Genomic DNA, 23,675 nt, shown 5'->3' with positions numbered 1-23,675 from the left:
ATCTTAACAAGATGAAGAGGTTCATTTGTTTCATATTTCTTCTGATGATGATGGCCTGTAATGGTCGACATGATAAAACAGTTTTATCAGCGGATAAAAGCTTTGACGCTTTTTTTCAACTCTTTAAAACCGATTCCGTCTTTCAAAAATCTCGGATAATATTTCCGCTTAAAGTTTTCACTGCCGGCGACGAAGGTGAAAGCGATACTAAGACCGTTACTGAAACCCGAATGAAGTTCATCGGATTGTTTATTGATAAATCTGAAAAAGGAATTGTGATTAAAAAAATGTTAAGCGGTAATAAAACAAACATCAGATTTCAAATACAGGATACCGGATTTGAGGAAGAATTTACTTTTATAAAAATAAACTCAAAATGGTACCTGAGTTCTGTAACAGATAATTCTGATTAAATATATTGTTTACATGCGCTTCTATGTACCGAATGCAGAATAGAATTATCCCATGAAACTCCTCCTCACCTCAGCAGGCATCAGCAACAACAGCATCCATAATGCACTGGTGGAGCTATTGGGCAAACCGGTAGAGGAAGCCAACGCCCTGTTTGTACCTACGGCCATATACGGCCTGCCCACCGGCGGCGAAATAGTAAGGCGGGTAATAACCGGCAGGTTAGGCGATCCTTTTTGCGAACTGGGATGGAAATCGCTGGGCCTGCTCGAACTTACTGCTTTACCGAGCATCAAGCCCCAGGTATGGCAAAAGGTTACGCGCGATGCTGATGCCCTACTGGTCGGCGGCGGCGACTGCCAGTTTTTAAGTTACTGGATGCGACGATCTGGCCTGGCGGATATGCTGCCCGAACTGCTGCAAAAAACGGTGTATGTTGGCCTGAGCGCCGGCAGCATGATCATGACACGTTACGGCACTACCTTCGGCAACCATACTTTGCCGCCGGATACGGAAAAATCGTTGGGGTGGTTCGATATCGCCATTCACCCGCACCTGGACTACCCGGCCTTTCCGGATAACGCCATGACCGAACTCGAAAAATTAGCCGCCACATTGCCGGTGCCTTCTTATTTAATAGATGATCAGACTGCAATTAAGGTTGTTGATGGGGAGATCGAGGTTATATCGGAAGGGAATTGGAAGTTAGTTGAGCCTTGAAAATAGAATCAAGAGCCAAGATGCAAGAATCAAGACAAAAACAAAATACTGCGACTTGAATAGGTCCGCCCGCTATGGTTCGACAAGCTTACCATGACACCCGTGGGAAAGATAAGTTTAAACCTGGGATTAAAACGCGATACAATCGCTAAGCCAGTTAAACGCTCGTTTATAAACGAGCGCAAGTAATCATTTATTGGTCTATTTGTTCTCAAAATAATAAAAACTAAGCCAATAGCTCACCTCTGATTCTTGCAGAAATTGACCTTCATAAACGGCCAGAGTCGTTTTCTCGCCCCATGTTTCTTCGCAAATAAAAATAGGCACCGACTCAGCTATCAGTCTTGGTAAAGCGTGCCAATATGTTGCAAAACGCTGAATATCTTTTGATTTGATGTGAATTTCACTAACAGGGTGATCTAAATACATCGGCTCAACCTTAAGTATTAAGTGTTCGCCCGTTAGTTCGTAACTCCCTATATAGTAAGGTTTATAGTCCCGGTCGTCCATTTGCTGAATAATATTTGCAAGGTATGAATAGCGATTTACTTATCAACTATAACTTGCCAATGCCGCCAATATTTGGTATATTTAAAGGTTAAGCGCGATGCTTAGCTTAGTCATTAGTTCATCGGGCATTAGTTCATTTGTATGTTATGATGCCCGGAATTGCTGAAAAATTTCTTACAATTTCCCCCCTGGCTTTCATTGGTTAATCAGTTCATTGGTTTACTGGTATTGATAGCGGAGATTTTATTTGAAATACCGAAGAATACCTATGTACTAACGAGAATCTGCGTTAGCGATAGTAGTGGAAAGCCCGGAATGAGCTTCTATCAGCGAATGAGGACTTGTAACGGATAGCGCGGGCCGCAGGCAACGCCCGAAATAGGATCAAGATGCAAGAACCGAGCTTTAGCGAGCTCGTTCACATCGTGAAAAATAAACACATGGAGAATAATCAAGGCAAAGTTTATTTAAAATACCCATTAATCATCGGCTGGAAGAAAATCGCGTATTTATTTGTCCTGAGAGATACCGAAACAAGTTCGGCATGACTTCTTTTATTGAAATACTCGTGTAATTAGTAGCAAGTATTCAATATCAGGTAACAAGACAAAAAAGAAAATACTTGATACCTGATACTTGCGACTTGATACTATCTCACCAGCGCAAACACATGCTCATCGTAAAACTCGCCGTTTTTAAATATGGCTTTTTTGCCGATGCCTTCCTTAACAAAACCGGCCTTTTCGAGCACCCGCATCGATGCCGTATTAGGATGATAAACCCCGGTTTCTAAGCGCACGATATCGAAATTATCAAAAATGTAATTTACCATGAGGCGTGTGGCCGCCGGCATCATTTGCTTTCCCCAAAAAGGTTCGGCAAGCCAATAGCCAATGTGCGCCGTTTTGCGCCGTTCGCCGTTCCGGAATTCTACACCTATGCCGCCCACACATTCGCCATTTACATCGATAGCAAAGTTTGTAACCGGGCTTACGCCGGTAATAAAGTTAAGCCAGTTCTGCGCATCGGTTTGGGTATAGGGATGAGGAAACTGATCGGCCAGGTAGCGCGATACATTAGCGTTATTGGCATATTTTATTAGCGCTGCTTCGTCGGTTAGCCGCCACTCGCGCAGGCAAAATGTAGGGCCCTGTAGTTTCATTACTTGTAACAATTATGAAAACTAAAATAGCTATTTAGTTTATTATCGCATTAAATATTAAATTGCAGTTCGTAAAAACATGGCCTCACAATTAACCATCGCATGAAAAGAACGTTTACCCTCTTTCTGTTAGCTTGCTGTACTTCAACATTTGCCCAAACCCTCGGCCCGCTCACCGTCGAAAAAATTATGCGCGACCCGAAATGGATGGGCGTTTCGCCCTCGAATGTTTACTGGAGCGATGATGGTAAAAAAGTCTATTTCAACTGGAACCCCGATAAGGCCGAACGCGAATCGCTTTACGCTATCACACCAACCAACCCGAAGCCCGAAAAAGTAAGCCTGGACGAACGTAAGGACATGCGCCCGGCAGGCGGCTCGTGGAACACGAAGCGAACCATGAAGGTTTACGAAAAAAACGGCGACCTGTTTTTGATGGATGCCAAAACCGGCGCATCAACCCAGCTCACCAAAACGGCCGACCGCGAGAGCAACCCGGCCTTTAGCGGCGATGACAGCAAGATCGTTTTCACCAAAAGCGAAAACCTGTATACTATTGCTTTGAATGGCGGCGAATTAACACAGCTCACCAATTTTACCCATAACGCGGCGACTGCTGTAGCGGCTGTACCTGCATTCGGCGGTGGTGCCGGTGGCAGGCGCGGTGGCGGCAACGGTACAGGCGGCGGTGGCGGCCGTGGCACCGGTGGTGGCTTTGGCGGCGGGGCGGGCCGTGCCGCGGCAACCGATCAAAACGCTGGCAGTAAACAGGATGCCTGGCTGAAGGCTCAGCAAACCGAGTTGTTTGATGTGATGAAGGAGAAGGAAAAGAACGATAAGCTGAATGCAGCCGAACGGAAAGAGCTTGCGGTTAAACCCATGCGCGAGATCGGCGTGGATGATAAGCAGATCCGCAGTTTACAATTGTCGCCGGATGGCCGGTATGTGACTTATACTTTGATTAAAGCTGCCGACGGCACTAAAAACACTATTGTGCCTAATTATGTAACCGCGACCGGTTATACTGAAGATATCCCTAACCGCACCAAGGTTGGCGCGCCGCAGTCCACCTCCGAAAGTTTTGTGTACGATGAACAGCGCGATACTGTGTATGCCATCCAGACCAAAGATATCCCGGGCATTAAAGACCTGCCCGACTATGTGAAAGATTACCCGAAAGAGCTGGAAGAGCGCCAGGCGCGCAACGAAGACCGTAAAGTGAGCATAGGCACAGCCTCCTGGAGCGCCGACGGCAAATACGCCGTAGTGATTGTGAACGCACAGGATTATAAGGACCGCTGGATCATGAAGCTCGATGCCGAAACCGGCAAGCTCAGCCTGCTCGACCGGCAGCGCGACGAAGCCTGGATAGGCGGCCCCGGCATCAGCAGTTTTGGCGGCAGCACAGGTTGGATAGATAACCAGCACTATTATTTCCAGAGCGAAGCCAGTGGTTACTCGCATATTTACGTAGTGAATGTGGCCACCGGCGATAAAAAACAACTCACCAACGGTAGGTGGGAAGTACAAAGCTTAAGATTATCGAACGATAAAAAGGATTTTTACTTTACCGCCAACATGGATCACCCCGGCGTAGCCGATTTTTATCGCATGGCGGTTACGGGCGGCACCCCGGTAAAGCTCACCAGCATGAAAGGCGGCAACGAAGTCGAGCTTTCGCCCGATGAAAAATGGCTGGCCATCCGGTATTCGTATACCAATAAGCCATACGAATTGTACATTCAGCCGAACAAGCCAGGTGCTAAGCCGGTACAGGTAACCAGCTCGGTAAGCGAAGAATTTAAATCGTACGCATGGCGCGCGCCCGAGATTTTTACCTTTAAAAACCGTTATGGAACTGATATCTACGCCCGCGTTTATGCACCGGCCAACCCAGCCCCATCGCACCCGGCAGTGGTATTTGTACACGGCGCCGGTTACCTGCAGGATGTGATGTACAAATGGAGCAGCAGCTATTTCCACGAGTTTATGTTCAACAACCTGCTGGCCGATAACGGCTACACGGTGCTGGAGATCGATTATACCGGCAGCGCAGGCTACGGCCGCGATATCCGAACGGGCATTTACCGCCACATGGGCGGCAAGGATCTGAGCGACCATGTGGACGCCGTGAAACTCCTGGTCGAAAAATACGGCATTAACCCGAAGAACGTGGGCATCTACGGCGGCTCATACGGTGGCTTTATGACCCTGATGGCGCTGTTTACCGAACCCGATGTTTTTGCCGCAGGCGCAGGCTTGCGTTCTGTTACCGATTGGGCGCATTACAACCACGGCTATACCGCCAATATTTTAAACGAGCCTTATAACGATGAAAAGGCCTATAAGCAAAGCTCGCCCATTTATTTTGCCGATGGCCTGAAAGGCCGGCTGCTGATGTGCCACGGCATGGTGGACCAGAATGTGAACTTCCAGGATATCGTTCGCCTGAGCCAGAAGCTGATCGAGCTGCATAAACAAAACTGGGAACTGGCTGTTTTCCCGGTCGAGGATCATGGCTTTGTACAACCCAGCAGCTGGACGGACGAGTATAGCCGCATCTATAAGCTGTTTAACGAAACGCTGAAGAAATAGAGAAAATGTGCAAATGCCTGAATGTGCAAATGAGGAGAACCGGTCTTGCGTTGCGGTTTTCTAATCTTCAACAACAATGGCGTCTTCAACAGGGATGGGCTTATCTAATTTGTAATAAAATATACTGAAGCCCATCACCGGTGCATAAGGGAGCCACAACCAAAACCAGCTGATACCCATTGTGCTTTTTAGTGCGAACACGATCACAGTAACCAACGTTAGTAACTCGGCCGAGATAAATATGCGCATTTTTTTGCGGCGTTCCGGCCAGTTGTTTTGGCTGATGTAATGGACATTGAATGCAAAAGCTGCAAAACCAAGCATCCCGAAACCGTTGCTCGTTATTACCAGGAGCCAGTACGCCGGAAGCCAATCTTCTGTGATTCCTTTCTGTGCCAGTATTATGGTAAGTAAAACCGGGGCGGCCAAAATATTGGTTACCCAAACTTTTATAATGTAGCGCAGGTACGGATAATCGCTGAAGCTGGTATCGGTTTTTACCAGGTACGAATTGAGCAGGCCGACAAACAAAAGAACGAAGGCGACGTAAAACCAGATATACTTAAACCCGTCGTCAATTTTTACGCCATCCAGGTAAATGGGCTTGTAGGTAATAATATAGTAAATGCCGATCTGGGCCATCACAACAGTAACCCCCAGCCAGTAAACATAATAAAACAACGATCGTTTACCGCGCAGCACCTGGTGGCCCCACTCGTTGGATGGCTTTTTGGCAAAGATGCGGCTGTTGACTAATTTGATGATGGTGTAAATGACGGCAATATAACCCAGCATTACCAAAAAGGTCAACCCGGGATGCTGGGTTTCGCGGTTGCTAACGTACAGGTATAAAGTTAAAACAGCAGGCGGCATTGCTTACTCTCCGTTAGTTGTGTCAGGCGGCTCAGTTACAGCCGACGCCGGCTCTTCTAACTTATAGCACATTACACCGGTACCCATAACTACACCATACAGCAACGCTATGACAAACCATGAGAGCTGGGGGATTACTTTAGGGGCATAAATAAATACTGTGATAAAAGTTAAAAACTCGGCGACAGCCAAAATAACCACTTTTTTCCTGGCGCCGGCCCAGCTTTGTTTACTGGTATAGTGCACGGTAAAACCCAATAACGCGAAACCAAGCATCCCAAAGCCGCTGCCGCCGATTACCCAAAACAAATATATATCGGCAATAATGTCCGGGCTTGCTGTCGTCCCATTTAAAATAAAAATGATAGTGAATATAACCGGCGTTGCTAAAACCGTAGTAAGCCAACCTTTAACAATGTATCTTAAATAAGGATAATCGCTAAAGCTGGTATCGGTTTTAAGCAAGTACGAGTTGAGTAAACCAACCAGGAATAAGAATAATGATAAGGCAAACCAAAAATAATTCGGCGCGGCATTATTATCAGGCAGATGGGAAGGGGATGCAAGTACTTCGTAAACTGTTATCTGTGCGATCAGTACTGCAGCACCCAAACAGTAAACATAATAAAAAGGTGAACCCTTCCTACCCGAGCGTCCGTCTGTACCATAGCCCAGCGGGCCAACGCTCACCATATCTGATGGCTTGCGCGACGGGTTTTTCATAAAGATGTTATTCTTTCGTAATTGCGCCCACCCGTAAATAACCAGGCCGCCAATTACTAAGATAGCATACAGTGTTTTATAAATAATTTCCTCTGTCATAATAATTGATCAGCTCAACCAGTATCAAATTAGGTACCCAGCTCAAAAAAGCGATGATGAGGTAGTTGTGCGCAAAGCCCACGCCGTTGCCCAAAACCGTGAACAAGTAAATGTAAAAACGTAAAGTTACTGCAGCAAAAGCAAGTGCGTAGCTGCGGCGCATCATTTTTACGTGCTGGGGTATTTGCACGTTTTTAGCATAGTACCATGCAGCGGCAGTAAAGATTATCCATAAGGTATTCTGCAGCATGAAAGAGATGAATGGCCCCATGCCGCGGTTGATGAACATGGTCATCACATAGGCCCCGGGCGCCGAAAAGAACAATACCCCGAAAACATAGACTTTGCCCAATGTACGATGCAGCGGCTTATTACGGTAAACCCATTTTGAGAACTGAAAAAAACCGATAATAAGGATAGTGCAGCTCACATATACATGCGCGTAAAAACCGGGCAAATACCAGCCGGTTTTAACCGCATTTTGTTTCAGTTGCAGAAAAGCCGTGTCGCTTTCCATCCGCCTGTATAGGTACAGGTTCATTAACGACAGATACAATATCCATGGCAATGCCAGGTAGCGCAGCATTTTGCCCGTTAGCGTCATTTAGCGGCCAATACTTTTGGTGAGGCTTTTTGTGCTTTTATTTTCTGATCGAGGAAATTGATGTTGTATTTATCGATAACCGTCAGAGAATCGTCGACGCTGGTATTGCGTTTATATTTTTGCTCCTCCATGTTATAATTGTTAAAGCGGCCCTGGAACACTTCGGCCCATTTGGGGTCTTTAAACTCGTAAAGGTACTCAGCATATATTTCGTTCTTCATATACTGCAACATTTCCAGGTTCGGATGGTCGAGCTGTTTATCATCATATATATAACAACCTTTTAAATAACTATCGTCCATTTTAACATACTTGGTAAAGCCAAATAGCCTTTTATTGTGCAATTCAGTCAGCCTGCCATTTTTCACATAGAGATAATGAAAGGTTGGTCCGTTAGCCAGCAACTTATCGTTGTGCAGGGTTTGGTTGTAAATCGAGCTCATTTTAAACTCAAATAAGGTGTCGTTTACCTGTCTGATCTGGCTTTCGATGCACTCTGACTCCGACCCTGGATTTTCTTCGGTAGAGTAATCAACATTCATTTGATGGCCGACAACCGTATTGCTCTTTTTATCGACCACAACCAATGCCTTGGCGCTGTAAAGGCCGCCGCGGCCACCTAAATAACTATCTTCTATCGAATACAAAGCACTTGTAAGCCAGTTTGAAGCAGCCGGGCTGTTTTCAAATGCGATAAGGTATTTTTCCGACATTTCTTCGTCGGATAAGAAATCCGGCCGCAGTGGATTTTTAAACATTTGTACGCGCGGACGCACCTCCCAATCAACAAGGTACGATGGCGGGAATACGATGCTGGCATGGTACTCGCGCGAGTTAAACTCGATAAGCCCTTTTGATTCGGCCCCGGTTAAGGTTGATTTAGCGCCATACTCTTTAATCTGCGGCAGCATATCGGCTATTTTTAAACCGGCTATTTTTTCGGAAACGGTCAAGTCGCTTTTCAGGTAAAAATAGTCCTGCCCTTTATGTAACAACGCAAGATTGGTTTCGCCTTTTAAAGGCAAAATCTGATCATAGGTTATCGGCACCACCTCTTTTCCGTTAAGATCGTAAAAACCGCGCCTGCCTTTATCTTCTACTTCTATCAGGCCGTCAATTATTCCGCTAATGTTATGGATTAAGGTATATTTTACCGGGATGAGCTCTTTAAGATCAGGACCGACCAAACCGATTTTCCAGTTCAGGGTACTGTCTTCGCCAACTTGCTCAAACGAGAACTCCTTCCCCGAGCCTTTAACCACATAGTAATAAGTTTTACCGTTATAATGCTCAAAAGCAGGTATGGTATCGTAGCTTGCTTTTAGCTTCTGAGCCTCAGCAAAAGCCGCTAACGTTATAGGATCGTAATTTTGTTTTTCAGGTTGCTCACGCGTGCGGATGACATTTTCAAACGCCACATAATCTTTAAAAAACTCCCGGCCATCTATCTGCAATATCTTAAACTCACCCTGGCCGATCTTACGCAACTTCATGAAAAGGAAAGTTTGCCGAGGCGGGTTGTTACTGTTCTTCTCGCTGAAAGTGGCCGGTATCCGCACTTCCAAAAGCTCGTTGTTGATGATCTTGAGGTCGCTGTAAGCGGTGGTAAGGCTTACTTCAAAAAGCGGCTGGCCCGAGCCGGATGCCCCGGTTTTATTGCAAAGCACGCTCAACAATTTCATAAGCGGTTTGCTTTTTTGCGGGATATTAAAATAGGTAAGCAGTTGTTCCGGATCGCCGCCTAATACTGTTGTGTTAAACTTCTCCAAAAAAGCAATAACTTCTGTATCCTTAGGTTTGGCCAGATATTTACTACGAATAAATAAAAACGCACAGATACCCAATACCGCAACGGCGGCGATGATTATGACAGGTTTTCGTTTCATTGTGACAGTTTGTTTGCAGAATAAAAATAAAAGAAATTATCCTGCAAACAATACCTGTTTTCTTCTTCAAACATCCGCATTTTCGATATGTGCTACGTGATGGTTGCCATGCCAGGCGTATAAGCCTAATGCCTTGCGCAAAGGCGCCGTTTCGTTATTGGCCGGGTGGAAATAGGTGCGGCTCCATTGCTCTTCGGTCATGCCCTCCATCAGGGCGGTCCAGCGCTGGTGCAGGCCTTCGAGCATGCGCAATGCTGGCTCAACGGGCAGTTTCGAATCGGCAAACAGTGCCCAGTCGGCCTCTTCGTAAGGTTTAATGGTGGGGTTATCTTCAGTTAAGGCAAATTTGAAACGGGCAAAAGCATTCAGGTGACTATCGGCGGTATGATGAACAACCTGGCGGATGGTCCAGCCGCCGGTGCGGTAAGGCGTATCCAGCTGCTTTTCGTTAAGCGTCATTACAGCCTGGCGCATTTTGGCCGGTAAAGCTTTGATCTCGGCTATCCAATGCAGCATATCCTGCTGGGTGTACGATGCCGGTGCCTTAAATTTCCCGATCGGGTATTTGGCGCGGTCTAATGGTTCGGTACTCATAGGTTATTAAAGGGTTAAAAATTTAAGGTAGGATGTTTTTTGTTAAAGTCTGTCGCGTCCTGGTAAATTTTTGCGGCCTCGAGCATCTTGCCCTCGCCGAATAATTGCCCCATAAAGGTAATGCTGGCCGGCAACCCGCGGCGGTTTAAACCATTGGGCAGCACCAAACACGGGTTTCCTGTGAGATTAGTAAGCGATAAATTGGCGCTGAACGATGGTGCTACATATAGATCGAGCCCCTTTAAACGCTCGTACCATTGCTGTATTAAAACGGTACGAGCCCGTTGTGCATTAATGTATTCAACCGCGGGTATAAACTGCGCCGAGCGGAAGGTATTTGGCCATGAGCTTTTGCGCTGCTGAGCAAGCATATCGTCTTTATGGTTTAAAACTAACTCCTGAAAGGCCGCTCCCGCTTCAGCGCTTAAAACAAAAGTCATTGAGCCAAAAGGCATTTTAGGTTGTTCTATCGGTACAAGTTCGGCGCCAAGCTCTTTTAGTTTGGCAAGCGTTACCGAATCGTTGGCATGGTTTTGTGTGCGCAGATTATCAAATGCTGCTTTTAAATAACCAATCTTCCAACCCTTCAGGTCTTTTATGTTGCCATCGTACTTAAATGGCGAAGCAATGGTGCTCAGGTCGTTCGGGTCCGGTCCTTGTATCGCGTTAAACACAATGGCGTCGTCTTCCACGTTGCGGGCAATCGGGCCAAGCTTATCCATACTCCAACTTAAGGCCATTGCACCATATTTGCTTACCCGGCCAAACGAAGGCCGCAAACCGGTATCGCCGCACTCGGTTGATGGCGATACAATAGAACCCAACGTTTCAGACCCGATGGCAAAAGGCAAACAACCCGCGGCCACCGCCGAAGCCGGCCCGGCCGATGAGCCGCTCGAGCCACGGGTAATATCCCATGGGTTACGCGTTTGCCCGCCGAACCAGGTATCACCCTGTGCCAGTTCGCCCAGGGTTAATTTGGCTATCAATACAGCTCCAGCTTCTTCTAATCGTTTAACAACGGTAGCATCTATTTTCAACTCCTGGTCGCGGTAAGGCGCGGCCCCGTAGGTCGTTTTAGAGTCGGCAGACGACAGGAGGTCTTTCACTCCGAACGGTATCCCATGCAAAACACCTTTATACTTACCGGCTTTAATTTCGGCATCGGCCAATGCCGCTTGCTTTAATGCATGCTCTTCGGTATAGTTTACCACGAACAGCAACTTGCCATTATATTTCTTTAAACGGTCTATAAAAAACTTTGTCAGCTCAACAGAAGTAATCTGTTTGGTGCGGATCAGCTCGGCCAGTTGGCGAATGGAGTAAAAAGCCAGTTCGTTTTTGTCCGCAGGCAGTTTCACCGCAGCCATCTTAGCCATAGCAAAACCGCTTACCTTGTCGGGATTAGTAAAGCCGACCGGCACCGGGTTAAAGTTGAGTGCCGGTACCACGCTGTTGGGCAGGTTAAGTTTACGCAATGTATTATAAGTATTTACCTGGCCGTTCAGGTTATTCAGCATCGAGTCGGCCTGGGCATCGCTAAATTCAAGGCCGATAACCTTCTGCGCCTGTTTAACCACATCTACGGTGATGGTATTTTCGGCAGCATGCCACACAAATGCGCCCAAAACAAAGCTCAGGCAGCAGCAGGATATGATAAAAAAGCGCGATCTTTTCGTATAATTTTTCATAGGCAATTAAAAGCTTTGCCCTAATTTAGCGTTTTACAGTTGTTATAAAAATCTATAATGGTTAAAAAGTTATTTGTACTTGTTTTATTATCAGCATATTTCGGCGCACACGCCCAGGAAAATATAAAAACAGATGTATTAGTGATAGGAGGCAGTGCCAGCGGGGTATCGGCCGGTATACAGGCCGCCCGCAGCGGTGTACAGACCATTATAGTGGAGCCAGGGCCCTGGCTGGGCGGTAGCATGACCTCGGGTGCAAATTGTATCGTGGATGCCAACCGCAATTTACCATCGGGCATCTGGGGCGAATTTCGCAGACACGTGATCAAATTCTATAAAAATACGCCGGGCTACGATACCACAGCAAATGCAACCTTACGCTTTGAGCCGTACACCGGCGCAGCCATCCTCAAAAAAATAACCGATACCGTTAAACGCCTGAATGTAAAATTCAACACCCAGTTCGCCGGTATTAAAAAGAACGGCGATTTGTGGGATGTTGTCATCAGCGAAAAAGGCGTTAAAAGTACGATATCCGCCCGCGTGGTGATTGATGCTACCGAAACTGCGGATGTCGCCGCTAAAGCAGGCGCTAATTTTGACATCGGTTTCGACAGCAAAAAAACAACAGGCGAACCTATTGGGGTAGATGAAGCCTTGCCACTGATTGAGGAAGTGACCTGGATAGCCGTTTTAAAAGATTATGGCCGCGCCGCCGACCGCACCATCGATAAACCCGAAGGGTATGATCCATCGTTATACAGCTGCCTTAAAGGTAAAGACATTAAAAAAATGCTGGCCGACGGTAGACTGCCCAACGATAAATACATGATCAAATGGGGCGAATGCGCCAACAGTTTCCCTGTTACGATGGACCAGTTGGAGCCGGATCAGCGCGACGATTTCTATAAAGAGTGCAGGCTGAAAACCTTAGGCCTGATCTATTACCTCCAAACCGAGCTGGGCTTTAAAAACCTGGCGCCCGATTTCCAGGAGTTCCCGACCAAGGACCGTTTGCCCATGATCCCGTACATCCGCGAAGCCCGCCGCGTGCAGGGGCAGATCCGTATGGTGACCGGTGATATTTTTACGCCGTACGATAGGGCTTCGAAGCTCTACCGTACTGCTATCGCCGTAGGCGATGCGTCGCCAGGCCAGCATTATTCGGCCGTGAGCAACGCGCCTAAAATCAACTATCCGCCCATGCCGGGTTACTCTATCCCTTTAGGATCGGTTATCGTACGCGATATGGAGAATCTGCTGGTTACCGAAAAAGCCATGTCGACCACCCACCTGGTCAACGCCAGTACGTTCTATCCGTCTGTACAGATGACGGTTGGACAGGGCGCAGGCACCGTAGCCGCTTTTTGCGCTTTTTACAAAACCACAACCAAAAAGATCAACGTGCGCGAAGTGCAGAAAGAACTCATCAGGTTCAACGCTTATTTAATGCCTTTTGTAGATGTTAAACTGAATGACCCGTACTTCCGGTCGATACAACAGATTGGCGCTACCGGCCTCATCAAAGGCGTGCAGTTAACTAAAGGCAAAGCCACAGCTACCTACTTTTTACCCGACTCCATCGTCAAAACCACCGAAGTTAAACCGGTATTGATGGAGATCTACGCCCGCTCGTTCCTGTGGTTCAACAAGGTAAAACCGGGCGATGATTTTACAGTAGGCAACCTTTTATCGTTTATCAGCGAAATGACCCTGAGCGACCCCGAGACCCTGCAAAAAAACGTCAAAAAATACTGGCAAAGCCGCTTTAAGTTCACATCAGCTTACGATCTGGGCAAACCCATCACCCGTCGCGAGTTTGCCATACTGGCCAATTTGTATATTAATCCCTTTGCACGGAATGTGGATATAACGGGGAGGTTGATTAATTAAAGCAGTTTTAAACTCCGGAGGAGTTGCCTGTTTGTAGAAGAAAGCTAAAAAGGGTTTAGCTCCGGAGGAGCTTCCTGATCTTGATATGGGCGTTTCCCTGCGAGCCGGGCCTACTTATTTAATCTCTTTTTTATCTGATAGGCTATATCTTCCAAATCGTATTCATTCTTCTGCCTGCCCGAGTAAACCTTAACGATCGGATTGTTTTTTGAGAATATCATTAACGTTAAAACTCTTGGCCTGCCGCCTTCCCATTTCAATTTCGTGCTGATGCTTTCCTGTGGTATAAGGTATGTGCTGTCTGAGTTTTTCCGGGTAACAATCGCCTTGAAAATGCCATCCACTAAAGATATCGAGCGTACCTTATTCCGCGACCATTTGTAGCTGCTGTAAACGGTTGATAAAAATATACAGGTTACCGTTGCCAGCCATAGTAACACAATTGCATTAAATTCCTTGAAAAAGCAAGAAGATACTATACAGAAAATTGGCGTAATGATAAAATTTGCCAGATAAACCTGCCACATCCGTTTTACGAATGGATCTATCTGTGTTTCAAAAACCATTTCCTGATAATCCTGTCCCATACAAAATCTTTGATCCCTGTTCTTTGCTCATTGATCAAAAGGAGACTTGTTACTGATCATAAACATGTGCCGTTCCGCTTGGAAAAAACACACTTACATTCACCGGCAATTTACCCGCAGGTTTTAACTGCCCGCAAATAGCTTTCACTGCCGAGCGCTGCATCTCATCGCTTTTTTGGTAGCCCATCAGCAGCATGCCGCATTTTTCGATGCCCGGCAAACCGGCAATGGTATACGGGTTGGCAAATACGCTGATGGTGCTGTTGGGCTGTGCGGCCAGTTCAGCAACCAGCAGTTTAACGTTGCTGCTAAAATCGAGCTTGGCAGCGGGGCGCAGGCGGGTATCGTGCACACCAATGATCACCTGGTCGTAGCCTTTTAACTGGCTCAATAAGCTATCTAAGGGTGGAGTATTGCTCGTGTTTTTAGCCACGAAGAATAACTTGCTATCGGTAAACTGTTTTTGCAGCTCACGCTGATAGACCGTGGTATCGGTCGGGCCGATGCTCACCAATGCGGTCTTTTTGCCAAAATCGATGGCCGGTCGCCCCGGGTTATTCGTCAGTTGTGTTAATGCCGAATCCGTTAGCTGCTGTACAAGGGCTTTTGCGTCGGGCTTGTTCAGGTCGGCTATCAAATTGTTTGTTTCGATAGGTTCAACATGGTTTAAACCGGCCCAGTATTTGGCTGCGAGCACCTTTTTTACCCGGGCGAATAATTCTTCTTTATCGATCTGTTTTTTACGCACAGCCCTCTTCACCATTTTTATGGCCCGTTTCGAATTCTCTGATAGTTCGAGTATATCCATGCCCGCCATAAGCGCGCGTACATCAGCCTCGCCGTTAGGGAAGTATTTTACCACGCCTTTCATACCCATCGCATCCGAAACCACCAGGCCTTTAAACCCAAGCGAATCTTTCAATATCCCGGTAATGATCGGTTTCGAAAGGGTCGACGGCAGGTGTTGGGTGCTATCCAATGCAGGTATGTTCATGTGCGCCACCATAACGCCGCTCAATCCGGCTTTGATCGCTTCCCGGAAAGGATATTCTTCCAGCGAGTCGAGCCTTTGACGGGTAAAAGGCAGTTGCGGCAGGTCGTAATGCGAGTCCACATCGGTATCGCCATGGCCCGGGAAGTGTTTTGCTGTAGTCAGTATGCCGCCATCCTGCATGCCCTGCATATAAGCTATGCCTTTTGCAGCAACATTGTATTTGTTATCGCCGAACGAGCGGAAACCGATAACCGGGTTGTTGGGATTGTTGTTCACGTCCATATCCGGCCCGAAGTTCATTTGCAGGCCCAGTCGTTTAAAATCGCGCGCTACAAATTGCCCCATCTTAAACAACAAGGTATTATCCTGTACAGCGCCCAACGTCATTTGGTAGGGGTAGGATATGGTGCTATCCAGCCTCATTCCCAGGCCCCATTCGCCGTCGATCGAAATCAACAAAGGCACTTTGCTTATTTTTTGGTAACGATTGGTAAACTGCGCCTGCCGCACCGGCCCGCCCTGGAAAAAAACAATACCGCCTATCTTTTCCTTTTTGATCAGATGGGCTATCGAATCGTCGAAAGCCTGGGTTTGGCTGCTGTAAACCCGCACCATAAACAACTGCGCTATTTTTTGTTTTTTACTAAGCCTTTTAAAAACCGAGTCGACCCAATGGTTCTGCTGATCGAGCGAATGTACAAAGCTTTGTTTTTGGGCAGTTGCTATCTGGTAGCTGATGCAGAGCAAAATGATAAGAGCTGGTTTAAATGTTTTTTTGCAGATGATCATAAAACAAAACTATCAAATAAGCCGGTAATTCAGCTACCAAAAGGTTATCGATTTAACAGGCAATAAGTCGGGCGCAGGCCAAAATTGTACAGAAAACTATACACAAGGGTGTGCTTTGTAACCGGGTATTTGATGCGTTTTACTCATGTCTTTATGGTGCAAATCCCGCAAAATCAGCCCATAACGTATCTAAATGATTATGGGTGCCGGTAATTGGCATATTTATTTCAATACCGTCACAATAACAACGAAAAACAAAAATGAAAAAACTGATATTTTTTGCTGCGGGCCTGTTATTCGCAGGTGCAGTTAACGCACAGATCAAATTTGGTGTCGCGGGCGGTGCAAATTTCTCTAACATCATTAAAACCGACGATCCGAATTTTACCACCAGTTATAAAACGGGCTTTAATGCGGGCGTTACCATGGATATCCACCTGATCGGCCCCTTGTCCTTCGATCCTGAGATTTTGTATGATACCAAAGGTTATAAAGCGCAGACTACCTCGGGCGAGTTTACCCAGCGCACTAATTTTATCGATGCGCCTTTGCTCGCCAAACTGAAACTCGCTCCGGGCTTCGGCATCATTATCGGCCCGCAGGTATCGTTCCTCATGTCGACAACCAATACTTACAGTAACGGCTTTTCAACCATCGTACAACAACATTACGAAGACGATGCTAACCGTTTCCGCAAAAGCATTATCGATGGCGTTCTTGGCTTAAGCATCGACCTGAGCAGCAATGTCGATCTGCGTGCCCGTTATACGTTAGACCTGCAGCAGGATAATGTTGACGGCACCACACAAACCCCGCGATACCGTAACCAGGTATGGCAAATAGGTTTGGGCTTTAAAATACCCTAAGTTTTTTTGATTGATAGTTTGAAGGGCTTCTGCCGGTTGGGCAGGGGCCCTTTGTTTTTACCGGTTCCTGTACTTGTTCAAAAAGCCTGGTGATTTTCTTAAAACTATAATTTATTATAATTGCAAAAACAACCTGGTTTTATTGCGAATTAATTCTATCTTAACACCCCGTGTTTAATTATCTACCAAAGCTTAAATGAGGCCCGTCGCATTCCGGATTGTGCTGATGTACGGCCTTGCCGGTGTATCGTGGATAGCGATAAGCGATGCTTTGTTTTATCAGATCCATTCCTCTAAAGATGTACCCTTGCTGTGTATGGGTACTGTCAGCGCCCTGCTGTTTGTGCTGATCACCTGCTTTATACTTTACCGGCTGATACAACGGTACTATAAACGTTTGCGCTTAAGCGAAAAACAGTATCGCACCTATTTTGACGATAATCCAATACCCATGTGGATATACGACCGCGAAACATTGCTGTTTATTGCCGTAAACGATGCCGCCGTGTTAAAATACGGGTACAGCAAGGAAGAATTTTACAATATGAGCATCCTTGATATCCGCCCGCCTGAAGATGCCGGCAAAGTGATGGAAGCCGTATCGGATCGCCTTGAAAAACCCGATTACAAAAATTTCGGGGTATGGCGGCACAGGCGTAAAGACGGATCCGACATTTTTGCACATATCACCTCGCACCTTACGCATACCAATAACGAGCAGCATGTCATGATCGCCGCCGAAGATGTAACCCAGCGTTTGCTTACCGAAGAACGGTTACAGCAAGCCAATACCGAGCTGTTGCGCCAGAACAACCTGCTGCGCGAAATATCCTGGGCGCAATCACACAATGTGCGCAGGCCGCTGGCGTCGATTTTAGGATTATTGAACGTGATACGGATAAGCGACGATGCAAGCGAAAGAGAGCTCTGTATCAACTATATCGAAATATCGGCATCAGAGCTGGATATCATGGTGTACGAGATCAACGAACAGATCAACCAGGGCGTTTACCACGAAACGCCCGACTTGAAACCAAAAAACCCGGTAAGTGCAGGGCTTTTGTATTGATTTACTTCTTCATCATTTCGATAAAATCATCGAACAGGTAGCGCGAATCGTGCGGGCCGGGCGATGATTCGGGGTGGTACTGTACCGAAAATGCCTTTTTGCCTTTTACCCGGATACCTTCTATCGACTGATCGTTCAGGTTAACGTGGGTGATCTCTACTTTGTCAGACGCTCTTACCGCCTCTGGAACCACGCCAAAGCCATGATTTTGCGAGGTAACCTCACAGTGGTTTTTGATCACGTTTTTAACCGGGTGGTTCAAACCGCGGTGGCCGTTAAACATTTTTTTAGTCGGGATATCGTTAGCCAGAGCCAAAAGCTGGTGGCCCAAACAAATGCCGAACATTGGTTTATCGGAAGCTAATATCTCTTTAACGGTTTCTACAGCGTAAGGCATTGCTGATGGATCGCCGGGGCCGTTGGATATGAAGTAGCCATCGGGGTTGAACGCTTCCATTTCTTTAAAGGTGGTTTTTGCCGGGAAAACCTGCGCATAAACATCCCTGTCGTCAAAGTTGCGTAATATATTCTTTTTAACACCCAGGTCCAAAACAGCCAAACGGTGTGCCGCGTTCTCGTCGCCAAAGTTGTAAACCTCGGTGGTTGATACCTGCGACGATAGCTCCAGGCCATCCATCGACGGTACTTCGGCCAGTTTCTTTTTCAGTTCTTCGATATCTAAAGTTTCCGACGAGATGATCGCGTTCATCGCACCCTTATCGCGGATGTGGCGCACCAGCTGGCGGGTATCGATATCGGATATTGATACGATATTCTGCTCGGTAAAATAATCCTGTATCGATTCGGTAGCCTGCTTACGGCTATAAGCCACGTTATAGTTTTTACAAACCAAACCGGCTATCTGTATCTTGTTCGATTCAACCTCTTCGCTATTGATGCCATAATTGCCGATATGGGCATTAGTGGTCACCATAATCTGGCCGAAGTATGACGGATCGGTAAAAATTTCCTGGTAACCCGTCATGCCGGTATTAAAACAGATCTCGCCGGTAGTGGTGCCAATCTTTCCGGCCGCTTTACCGTAAAATACGGTCCCGTCGGCAAGTAACAATATGGCAGGTAGTTTAGCAATGCTCATCGCGAAAGAAAATTAAAGTTTGAAAAAAAGTGGGTCAGGCAGGTATCCGGTACTGCGAACTTATCTGGAGATAGGAAGTTTGAAACTTCTGGATTCACGGCCGCAAATGTAGGGTTTTATTTCGGATTTCGGAATGAATTTGTTGATTTAGAATGTCAAAATCCCATCAAATCCGAAATCCCACATCCGAAATCCGAAATAATTCTCAACTTTGCCGTCTCAAACACCAACACCATGTCGGTACACAAAGAAGTTAAACGGATAACGACCAACACCCTGCAGGAGATGAAGCAGCGCGGCGAAAAGATCGCCATGCTTACCTCATATGATTACTCGATGGCTACCATTGTTGATGACGCGGGCATCGATGTGATCCTGGTCGGCGATTCGGCCTCAAACGTGATGGCCGGCCACGAAACCACACTGCCTATCACGCTCGACCAGATGATCTACCATGCCTCATCGGTGGTTCGGGCCATCAAGCGTTCGCTGGTGGTGGTCGACCTGCCTTTTGGCTCGTACCAGGGCAACTCGAAGGAAGCCTTAAACTCGGCTATCCGCATCATGAAAGAGTCGGGGGCTCACGCAGTTAAAATGGAAGGCGGTAAAGAAATTGCCGAATCTATCAGCCGTATTTTGGCTGCCGGTATCCCGGTAATGGGGCATTTGGGCTTAACGCCGCAATCCATCTATAAATTTGGTACCTACACCGTCAGGGCCAAGGAAGAAGCCGAAGCTCAAAAACTGCGCGAAGACGCCATTACGTTGCAGGAATTAGGCTGCTTCGGTATCGTACTCGAAAAGATACCCGCTAAACTGGCCCAGGAAGTGAGCCAAAGCCTGAGCATACCCACCATCGGCATTGGCGCCGGCAGGCATTGCGATGGGCAGGTATTGGTGATACACGATATGCTCGGCCTGAACAAAGGCTTCCGCCCGAGGTTTTTACGCCAGTACGCAAACCTGTACGATATCATGAACGAGGCGATTAAAAGCTATATCGGCGATGTAAAATCGAACGATTTCCCGAACGAGAAGGAACAGTATTAGGCCCCTCCTAAATCCTCCCCGGAAGGGAGGACTTAAAAAGAATAAATAGTGAGCGAGTTTAACCATAAGAAATTTAAAGTCTCCCCTACAGGGGGAGATTTAGAGGGGGCCATCACCGATGCCGATGTGCTGTACGAGGATAACCACCTCATCGCCATCAACAAGCGGGCGGGCGATATTGTACAGGTTGATGATACCGGCGACGAGCCGCTCGATGAAAAGGTAAAGACCTATCTCGCAAAAAAATACAATAAACCTAACGGGGCTTTTTTAGGCGTGATACACCGGATTGACCGGCCGGTGAGCGGGCTCATCATGTTTGCCAAAACCAGCAAGGCGCTCGAGCGGATGAATGCTTTATTTAAAGTGCGCGAGGTGCATAAAACTTACCTGGCCGTGGTGCGTAACCGCCCCCAGCCGCCCGAAGGTAACCTGGTACACTGGCTGGTTAAAAACCCGCAGAAAAATGTAACAACCGCCCACAATAAAGAAGTTCCGGGCAGTTTACGGTCCGAATTGAATTATAAGCTCATTGGCGAACTGAATGGTTACTATTTAATAGAGGTTGATCCGATAACTGGCCGCCCGCACCAGATCAGGGTTCAGCTTTCGACTTTGAACTGCCCCATCGTTGGCGATAATAAGTACGGTTACCCGCGCGGCAGCCTCAAAAAAAGTATCTGCCTGCATTCGCGCAAGATTAGTTTTATACATCCCATTAAAAAGGAGCCGATCGTCATCTATGCGCCTTTGCCTAAAGACGGTTTCTGGGAAAAATTTGAAGCGCTTTTATAACGAAGGCCGGTCCCACACATAAGTGGTGCGCATGCAATTAAAACACCGAAAACGCTTAGATGGCCACCAAAATAAAAATAATTTAACTAAAACTCCACGCGATATGCGGTACTCTAACCGCTCGTGGCAATGAGGGCAAAACAATTTTTTCCTTTTCGGGAGATCGGGTGTATCACCGGGGGAAATAGCTGAAACATCAACCATAACATGCTGTACGTTTAATCAATAAATAATTAGGCAGACCAAATATAACAAACATTTTACAATTAACCAAAGACCTATAAAACAGCAGGTTGATTGTTAATATGGTTTGACGGTGTATTTTGCGAAAAGATTAATTGGCCGGCCAGTAATTGCCGGAGATGATCAGCAAACCGATCATTTTAATACTGTTATCGTAATAATCAAAATCATCCAGATCGAACTTGTTGATATAATCCCACAGTTTATTGAGCCAGACCTGGTTTTTATCCTCCGCCATAGCCGAAACGGCAAAAGGGGCAATAAAGCTCATCGCTTCAAAATACCGGCCTTTAATATCGTTCCCGGCAAGGGTATAGCCGGCTGAGATGTTATCCGGGTTGCCGCCTGTGGTTTGCCGTATCCAGGCGTTGATCTTTGCCGACATTGCCAGCGCGCGTTTATCGCCATATAAAACAGCATCCGTGCCCACACGCCAGGGCACCCGGCAGGCATTGTAATTGTATGCGCCGTCGTAAACCGACTCTAAGAAACGTGGTTTGGCAGGCACTGGTTTTTTGTTGAGGTGGCTGATGAAATCGGGCACTAATCCAGCTTCCGGGCTGTATCTGCCAGCCATATCCTCAAACAGCCGGTAGGTGTTATCTGTTACTTTATCCCAGCGCGCATCAGCGGTAGCTTTTTTAAAAGCTTTAAAATGTGCGGGCATAAAATCGGAAGCGCGGGTGTCGAAGTAATCACCGCTATCGTGCTCCACGGCATTGCTTAGTAAGATGGTATACGTTTGGGGGTTAATTTCCTGCTGCATAATGGCCGCAATCATGCTGCGCGCCTCCTGCAGGTAATTGATCTGCCCTTTGCTGCCCCATTGCGCGTTTGCCAGCAGCAGCGAAAAGGCAATGTCCATATCGCCATCGGTAGCGCTGCTGCCATCCAGGTCTGTACAACTGTTACTTTGCGCCCAGGCCATCAGGTATTTACTGCGTTTGCTGGGGTGAGCTTTGTAATACCGGTACAAGCCGTCAAATGCGGCTTTCGCCGATCTATCGTAACCGGCCATTAATGCCACAATGAGCATCCCGTATCCCTGCCCTTCGCTTACGCATTGTTTATTGCCGGGCTTTTCGAACCAGATATAATCCTGGCCCTTATCGCAGCCTGTGTTGATATAGCGCTCCTTCCACCGGGTATAAAAAGCACCTACCGTTTTATCCATTTGCTGTTGCGAAACATGGCTGGGTTTGATCACACCCGTAACATATTTGACATGCTGCGGAAATGGCCTTACTGTGTTTTGGGCAAAGGACGTCAACGCAGCGAAGATCAACCCGAATAAAATCAACAAATCATGTCGAACTTGTTTTGGCATCCCATCATACTGATCGCTTGCACCGCCTCCCTGTGACTTTCCCGGTTCCACCATCACATTGCCCTTACTTTATTCCAGATGTCTTCCCTTACGGGGATACCTTCCTTTAAATTCCGGATACGCGTTCTCAAGGTGTTCTCGCCGGGATAAGCTATGATACCGCCTTCGGTATCCGGGCGACTTGTTTTTGTAAATTCCAGTATCTGTTCAGTCAACCGGGAGGTCGTTTCCTTATCAGGGTCTTTAATGCAGATAAACACCTGCCCCACGCCCGATTCTACCGTGCTTTCGGTGATCCGCGCAGTCGATTTACCCTGACTTAAAATCGTCACCAGCAAATCGAGCATTAAGGCTAAACCCGAGCCCTTCCAGAAGCCGACAGGCAACAAGCGTTTTGATCTGATGATGGCGCCGGGATCGGTGCTCAACTCACCGGCTTCGTCGTACCCTCCGGGCAAAGGCAGCTCTTCGTTATTGCCCTGGTATTGCATCAGCTTGCCCATCGAGTATTGCGACATGGCCATATCCAGTACAATATGCCCTTCGGCCCGCGGTACGGCTATCACCAGCGGGTTGTTGCCCAAACGCGGGTCGATGCCGCCCCAGGGTGGCACCAGCGCTATCGTATTGGTAAAATGTATGCCGATGCAGCCTGCCTCGGCCGCCTGCCACCCGTAGGTGCCGCCGCGCATCCAGTGGTTGGTATTGCGGATGGCCACACAGCCCATGCCATGTTCTTTGGCCAGTGCAACTGCGCGCTCGGTACAAAACCTGGCGTTAAGCATACCCGGCGCCAGGTTGCCGTTCCATTGTTCGATCAGTCCGAAAGTTTTTTCTAAAGTTGGCTGGGCATAACTGTCGATAAGCCCTTGTTTGATATAGTCGACAAAAGTAGGGAAGCGGTTTAAACCGTGGGTATAAACGCCGTCGCGGCTGTTCTCGGCAAATATGGCAGCACATTGCTCCGCTTTTTGCGGCTCAAAATTTTGCTTAAGGAGCACGCGCAAAAATTCGGCTTTTAGTTCTTCAAAAGGTATTTTCATCGTGCTAAAATAGTTAATCCCGACCTCATAGCTCAAACGATTAGATAAATAT

Annotated in this window: 21 protein-coding genes; 8 read left to right on the top strand and 13 right to left on the bottom strand. The window is 47.1% G+C overall.

The genetic code is table 11. The annotated features are described in order from the left end of the window. Positions 1-11 precede the first annotated feature (11 nt). Complete coding sequence (locus BEL04_RS23110) at positions 12-413, top strand: DUF4348 domain-containing protein (RefSeq protein ID WP_139113154.1); 402 nt, start codon at positions 12-14, stop codon at positions 411-413. Between the two features lie 52 nt (positions 414-465). Next, a complete protein-coding gene (locus BEL04_RS23105) occupies positions 466-1,131 on the top strand; it encodes a Type 1 glutamine amidotransferase-like domain-containing protein (protein ID WP_066008000.1) in 666 nt (221 codons plus the stop codon). Between the two features lie 201 nt (positions 1,132-1,332). On the opposite strand, the gene BEL04_RS23100 is transcribed toward BEL04_RS23105, so the two are convergent. Together BEL04_RS23100 and BEL04_RS23095 are read right to left on the bottom strand one after the other, a co-directional pair. Continuing rightward, positions 1,333-1,641, bottom strand: coding sequence for a hypothetical protein (locus tag BEL04_RS23100; RefSeq protein WP_066007998.1), 309 nt, complete (start codon positions 1,639-1,641; stop codon positions 1,333-1,335). Between the two features lie 649 nt (positions 1,642-2,290). Continuing rightward, positions 2,291-2,803, bottom strand: a complete 513-nt coding sequence (locus BEL04_RS23095) for a GNAT family N-acetyltransferase (RefSeq protein ID WP_066007996.1) — start codon at positions 2,801-2,803, stop codon at positions 2,291-2,293. A 102-nt stretch (positions 2,804-2,905) separates the two neighbouring features. On the opposite strand from BEL04_RS23095, the gene BEL04_RS23090 reads away from it, so the two are divergent. Further along, the gene (locus BEL04_RS23090) at positions 2,906-5,398 is read left to right on the top strand and encodes an alpha/beta fold hydrolase (RefSeq protein ID WP_066007989.1); all 2,493 of its coding nucleotides are present in this window, start codon (positions 2,906-2,908) and stop codon (positions 5,396-5,398) included. 60 nt (positions 5,399-5,458) lie between these two features. Here BEL04_RS23090 and BEL04_RS23085 read toward each other — a convergent pair whose 3' ends face one another. The 6 genes from BEL04_RS23085 to BEL04_RS23060 all read right to left on the bottom strand — a co-directional run bounded on the left by BEL04_RS23085 (position 5,459) and on the right by BEL04_RS23060 (position 11,868). Beyond that, the gene (locus BEL04_RS23085) at positions 5,459-6,271 is read right to left on the bottom strand and encodes a hypothetical protein (RefSeq protein WP_066007988.1); all 813 of its coding nucleotides are present in this window, start codon (positions 6,269-6,271) and stop codon (positions 5,459-5,461) included. Positions 6,272-6,274: 3 nt separating this feature from the next. Then, positions 6,275-7,093, bottom strand: a complete 819-nt coding sequence (locus BEL04_RS23080; protein WP_066007987.1) for a hypothetical protein — start codon at positions 7,091-7,093, stop codon at positions 6,275-6,277. Continuing rightward, positions 7,071-7,697, bottom strand: coding sequence for a DUF2306 domain-containing protein (locus tag BEL04_RS23075; RefSeq protein WP_066007985.1), 627 nt, complete (start codon positions 7,695-7,697; stop codon positions 7,071-7,073). The genes BEL04_RS23080 and BEL04_RS23075 overlap by 23 nt, the downstream gene beginning before the upstream one ends. Then, entirely contained in the window at positions 7,694-9,583 is a 1,890-nt protein-coding gene (locus BEL04_RS23070) for a YARHG domain-containing protein (protein ID WP_066007983.1), read from the bottom strand. The genes BEL04_RS23075 and BEL04_RS23070 overlap by 4 nt, the downstream gene beginning before the upstream one ends. A 66-nt stretch (positions 9,584-9,649) precedes the next feature. Beyond that, complete coding sequence (locus tag BEL04_RS23065) at positions 9,650-10,177, bottom strand: YfiT family bacillithiol transferase (RefSeq protein ID WP_066007981.1); 528 nt, start codon at positions 10,175-10,177, stop codon at positions 9,650-9,652. Positions 10,178-10,191: 14 nt separating this feature from the next. Further along, complete coding sequence (locus BEL04_RS23060; RefSeq protein ID WP_066007979.1) at positions 10,192-11,868, bottom strand: amidase; 1,677 nt, start codon at positions 11,866-11,868, stop codon at positions 10,192-10,194. A 57-nt stretch (positions 11,869-11,925) separates the two neighbouring features. On the opposite strand from BEL04_RS23060, the gene BEL04_RS23055 reads away from it, so the two are divergent. Further along, entirely contained in the window at positions 11,926-13,761 is a 1,836-nt protein-coding gene (locus tag BEL04_RS23055) for an FAD-dependent oxidoreductase (RefSeq protein ID WP_066007977.1), read from the top strand. A 110-nt stretch (positions 13,762-13,871) separates the two neighbouring features. Here BEL04_RS23055 and BEL04_RS23050 read toward each other — a convergent pair whose 3' ends face one another. Together BEL04_RS23050 and BEL04_RS23045 are read right to left on the bottom strand one after the other, a co-directional pair. Beyond that, complete coding sequence (locus BEL04_RS23050; RefSeq protein ID WP_066007976.1) at positions 13,872-14,348, bottom strand: hypothetical protein; 477 nt, start codon at positions 14,346-14,348, stop codon at positions 13,872-13,874. 49 nt (positions 14,349-14,397) lie between these two features. Then, positions 14,398-16,131 (bottom strand): glycoside hydrolase family 3 protein, encoded by a 1,734-nt coding sequence (locus tag BEL04_RS23045; RefSeq protein ID WP_066007975.1) that lies wholly within the window; start codon positions 16,129-16,131, stop codon positions 14,398-14,400. Between the two features lie 260 nt (positions 16,132-16,391). Between BEL04_RS23045 and BEL04_RS23040 the strand changes: the two genes are divergently transcribed. Both BEL04_RS23040 and BEL04_RS23035 read left to right on the top strand, forming a co-directional pair. Beyond that, positions 16,392-16,997: a porin family protein gene (locus BEL04_RS23040; RefSeq protein WP_066007974.1), complete on the top strand. Its 606-nt coding sequence runs from the start codon at positions 16,392-16,394 to the stop codon at positions 16,995-16,997. A gap of 196 nt (positions 16,998-17,193) precedes the next feature. Further along, entirely contained in the window at positions 17,194-18,066 is an 873-nt protein-coding gene (locus tag BEL04_RS23035) for a PAS domain S-box protein (RefSeq protein ID WP_066007973.1), read from the top strand. A 1-nt stretch (position 18,067) separates the two neighbouring features. Here BEL04_RS23035 and carA read toward each other — a convergent pair whose 3' ends face one another. Beyond that, complete coding sequence (gene carA, locus BEL04_RS23030) at positions 18,068-19,165, bottom strand: glutamine-hydrolyzing carbamoyl-phosphate synthase small subunit (RefSeq protein ID WP_066007972.1); 1,098 nt, start codon at positions 19,163-19,165, stop codon at positions 18,068-18,070. A gap of 234 nt (positions 19,166-19,399) precedes the next feature. Here carA and panB point away from each other — a divergent pair, with 234 nt between their 5' ends. Together panB and BEL04_RS23020 are read left to right on the top strand one after the other, a co-directional pair. Further along, positions 19,400-20,215 (top strand): 3-methyl-2-oxobutanoate hydroxymethyltransferase, encoded by an 816-nt coding sequence (panB, locus tag BEL04_RS23025; RefSeq protein WP_066007970.1) that lies wholly within the window; start codon positions 19,400-19,402, stop codon positions 20,213-20,215. Between the two features lie 111 nt (positions 20,216-20,326). After that, positions 20,327-21,010, top strand: a complete 684-nt coding sequence (locus BEL04_RS23020; RefSeq protein ID WP_066008062.1) for an RluA family pseudouridine synthase — start codon at positions 20,327-20,329, stop codon at positions 21,008-21,010. 334 nt (positions 21,011-21,344) lie between these two features. Here BEL04_RS23020 and BEL04_RS23015 read toward each other — a convergent pair whose 3' ends face one another. After that, positions 21,345-22,556 (bottom strand): glycosyl hydrolase family 8, encoded by a 1,212-nt coding sequence (locus BEL04_RS23015; RefSeq protein WP_175404136.1) that lies wholly within the window; start codon positions 22,554-22,556, stop codon positions 21,345-21,347. A 77-nt stretch (positions 22,557-22,633) separates the two neighbouring features. Beyond that, on the bottom strand, positions 22,634-23,623 hold the full coding sequence (yiaK, locus tag BEL04_RS23010) for a 3-dehydro-L-gulonate 2-dehydrogenase (protein ID WP_066007968.1): 990 nt from the start codon (positions 23,621-23,623) through the stop codon (positions 22,634-22,636). Between the last annotated feature and the right edge of the window lie 52 nt (positions 23,624-23,675).

This window comes from Mucilaginibacter sp. PPCGB 2223 (genome assembly GCF_001705515.1).
Classification (GTDB): Bacteria; Bacteroidota; Bacteroidia; order Sphingobacteriales; family Sphingobacteriaceae; genus Mucilaginibacter.
Note: the sequence above shows the minus strand (reverse complement) of the source record. Positions and strands in the feature narration are given on the sequence as shown.

Bases quoted from the DNA above. Each gene is read 5' to 3' on its own strand.
- BEL04_RS23065 (WP_066007981.1), bottom strand. From the start codon at position 10,177: ATGAGTACCGAACCATTAGACCGCGCCAAATACCCGATCGGGAAATTT.
- BEL04_RS23035 (WP_066007973.1), top strand. From the start codon at position 17,194: ATGAGGCCCGTCGCATTCCGGATTGTGCTGATGTACGGCCTTGCCGGT.
- BEL04_RS23110 (WP_139113154.1), top strand. From the start codon at position 12: ATGAAGAGGTTCATTTGTTTCATATTTCTTCTGATGATGATGGCCTGT.
- BEL04_RS23050 (WP_066007976.1), bottom strand. From the start codon at position 14,348: ATGGGACAGGATTATCAGGAAATGGTTTTTGAAACACAGATAGATCCA.
- BEL04_RS23080 (WP_066007987.1), bottom strand. From the start codon at position 7,093: ATGACAGAGGAAATTATTTATAAAACACTGTATGCTATCTTAGTAATT.
- carA (WP_066007972.1), bottom strand. From the start codon at position 19,165: ATGAGCATTGCTAAACTACCTGCCATATTGTTACTTGCCGACGGGACC.
- yiaK (WP_066007968.1), bottom strand. From the start codon at position 23,623: ATGAAAATACCTTTTGAAGAACTAAAAGCCGAATTTTTGCGCGTGCTC.
- BEL04_RS23075 (WP_066007985.1), bottom strand. From the start codon at position 7,697: ATGACGCTAACGGGCAAAATGCTGCGCTACCTGGCATTGCCATGGATA.
- BEL04_RS23055 (WP_066007977.1), top strand. From the start codon at position 11,926: ATGGTTAAAAAGTTATTTGTACTTGTTTTATTATCAGCATATTTCGGC.
- BEL04_RS23070 (WP_066007983.1), bottom strand. From the start codon at position 9,583: ATGAAACGAAAACCTGTCATAATCATCGCCGCCGTTGCGGTATTGGGT.
- BEL04_RS23100 (WP_066007998.1), bottom strand. From the start codon at position 1,641: ATGGACGACCGGGACTATAAACCTTACTATATAGGGAGTTACGAACTA.
- BEL04_RS23060 (WP_066007979.1), bottom strand. From the start codon at position 11,868: ATGAAAAATTATACGAAAAGATCGCGCTTTTTTATCATATCCTGCTGC.
- panB (WP_066007970.1), top strand. From the start codon at position 19,400: ATGTCGGTACACAAAGAAGTTAAACGGATAACGACCAACACCCTGCAG.
- BEL04_RS23085 (WP_066007988.1), bottom strand. From the start codon at position 6,271: ATGCCGCCTGCTGTTTTAACTTTATACCTGTACGTTAGCAACCGCGAA.
- BEL04_RS23040 (WP_066007974.1), top strand. From the start codon at position 16,392: ATGAAAAAACTGATATTTTTTGCTGCGGGCCTGTTATTCGCAGGTGCA.
- BEL04_RS23045 (WP_066007975.1), bottom strand. From the start codon at position 16,131: ATGATCATCTGCAAAAAAACATTTAAACCAGCTCTTATCATTTTGCTC.
- BEL04_RS23095 (WP_066007996.1), bottom strand. From the start codon at position 2,803: ATGAAACTACAGGGCCCTACATTTTGCCTGCGCGAGTGGCGGCTAACC.
- BEL04_RS23090 (WP_066007989.1), top strand. From the start codon at position 2,906: ATGAAAAGAACGTTTACCCTCTTTCTGTTAGCTTGCTGTACTTCAACA.
- BEL04_RS23105 (WP_066008000.1), top strand. From the start codon at position 466: ATGAAACTCCTCCTCACCTCAGCAGGCATCAGCAACAACAGCATCCAT.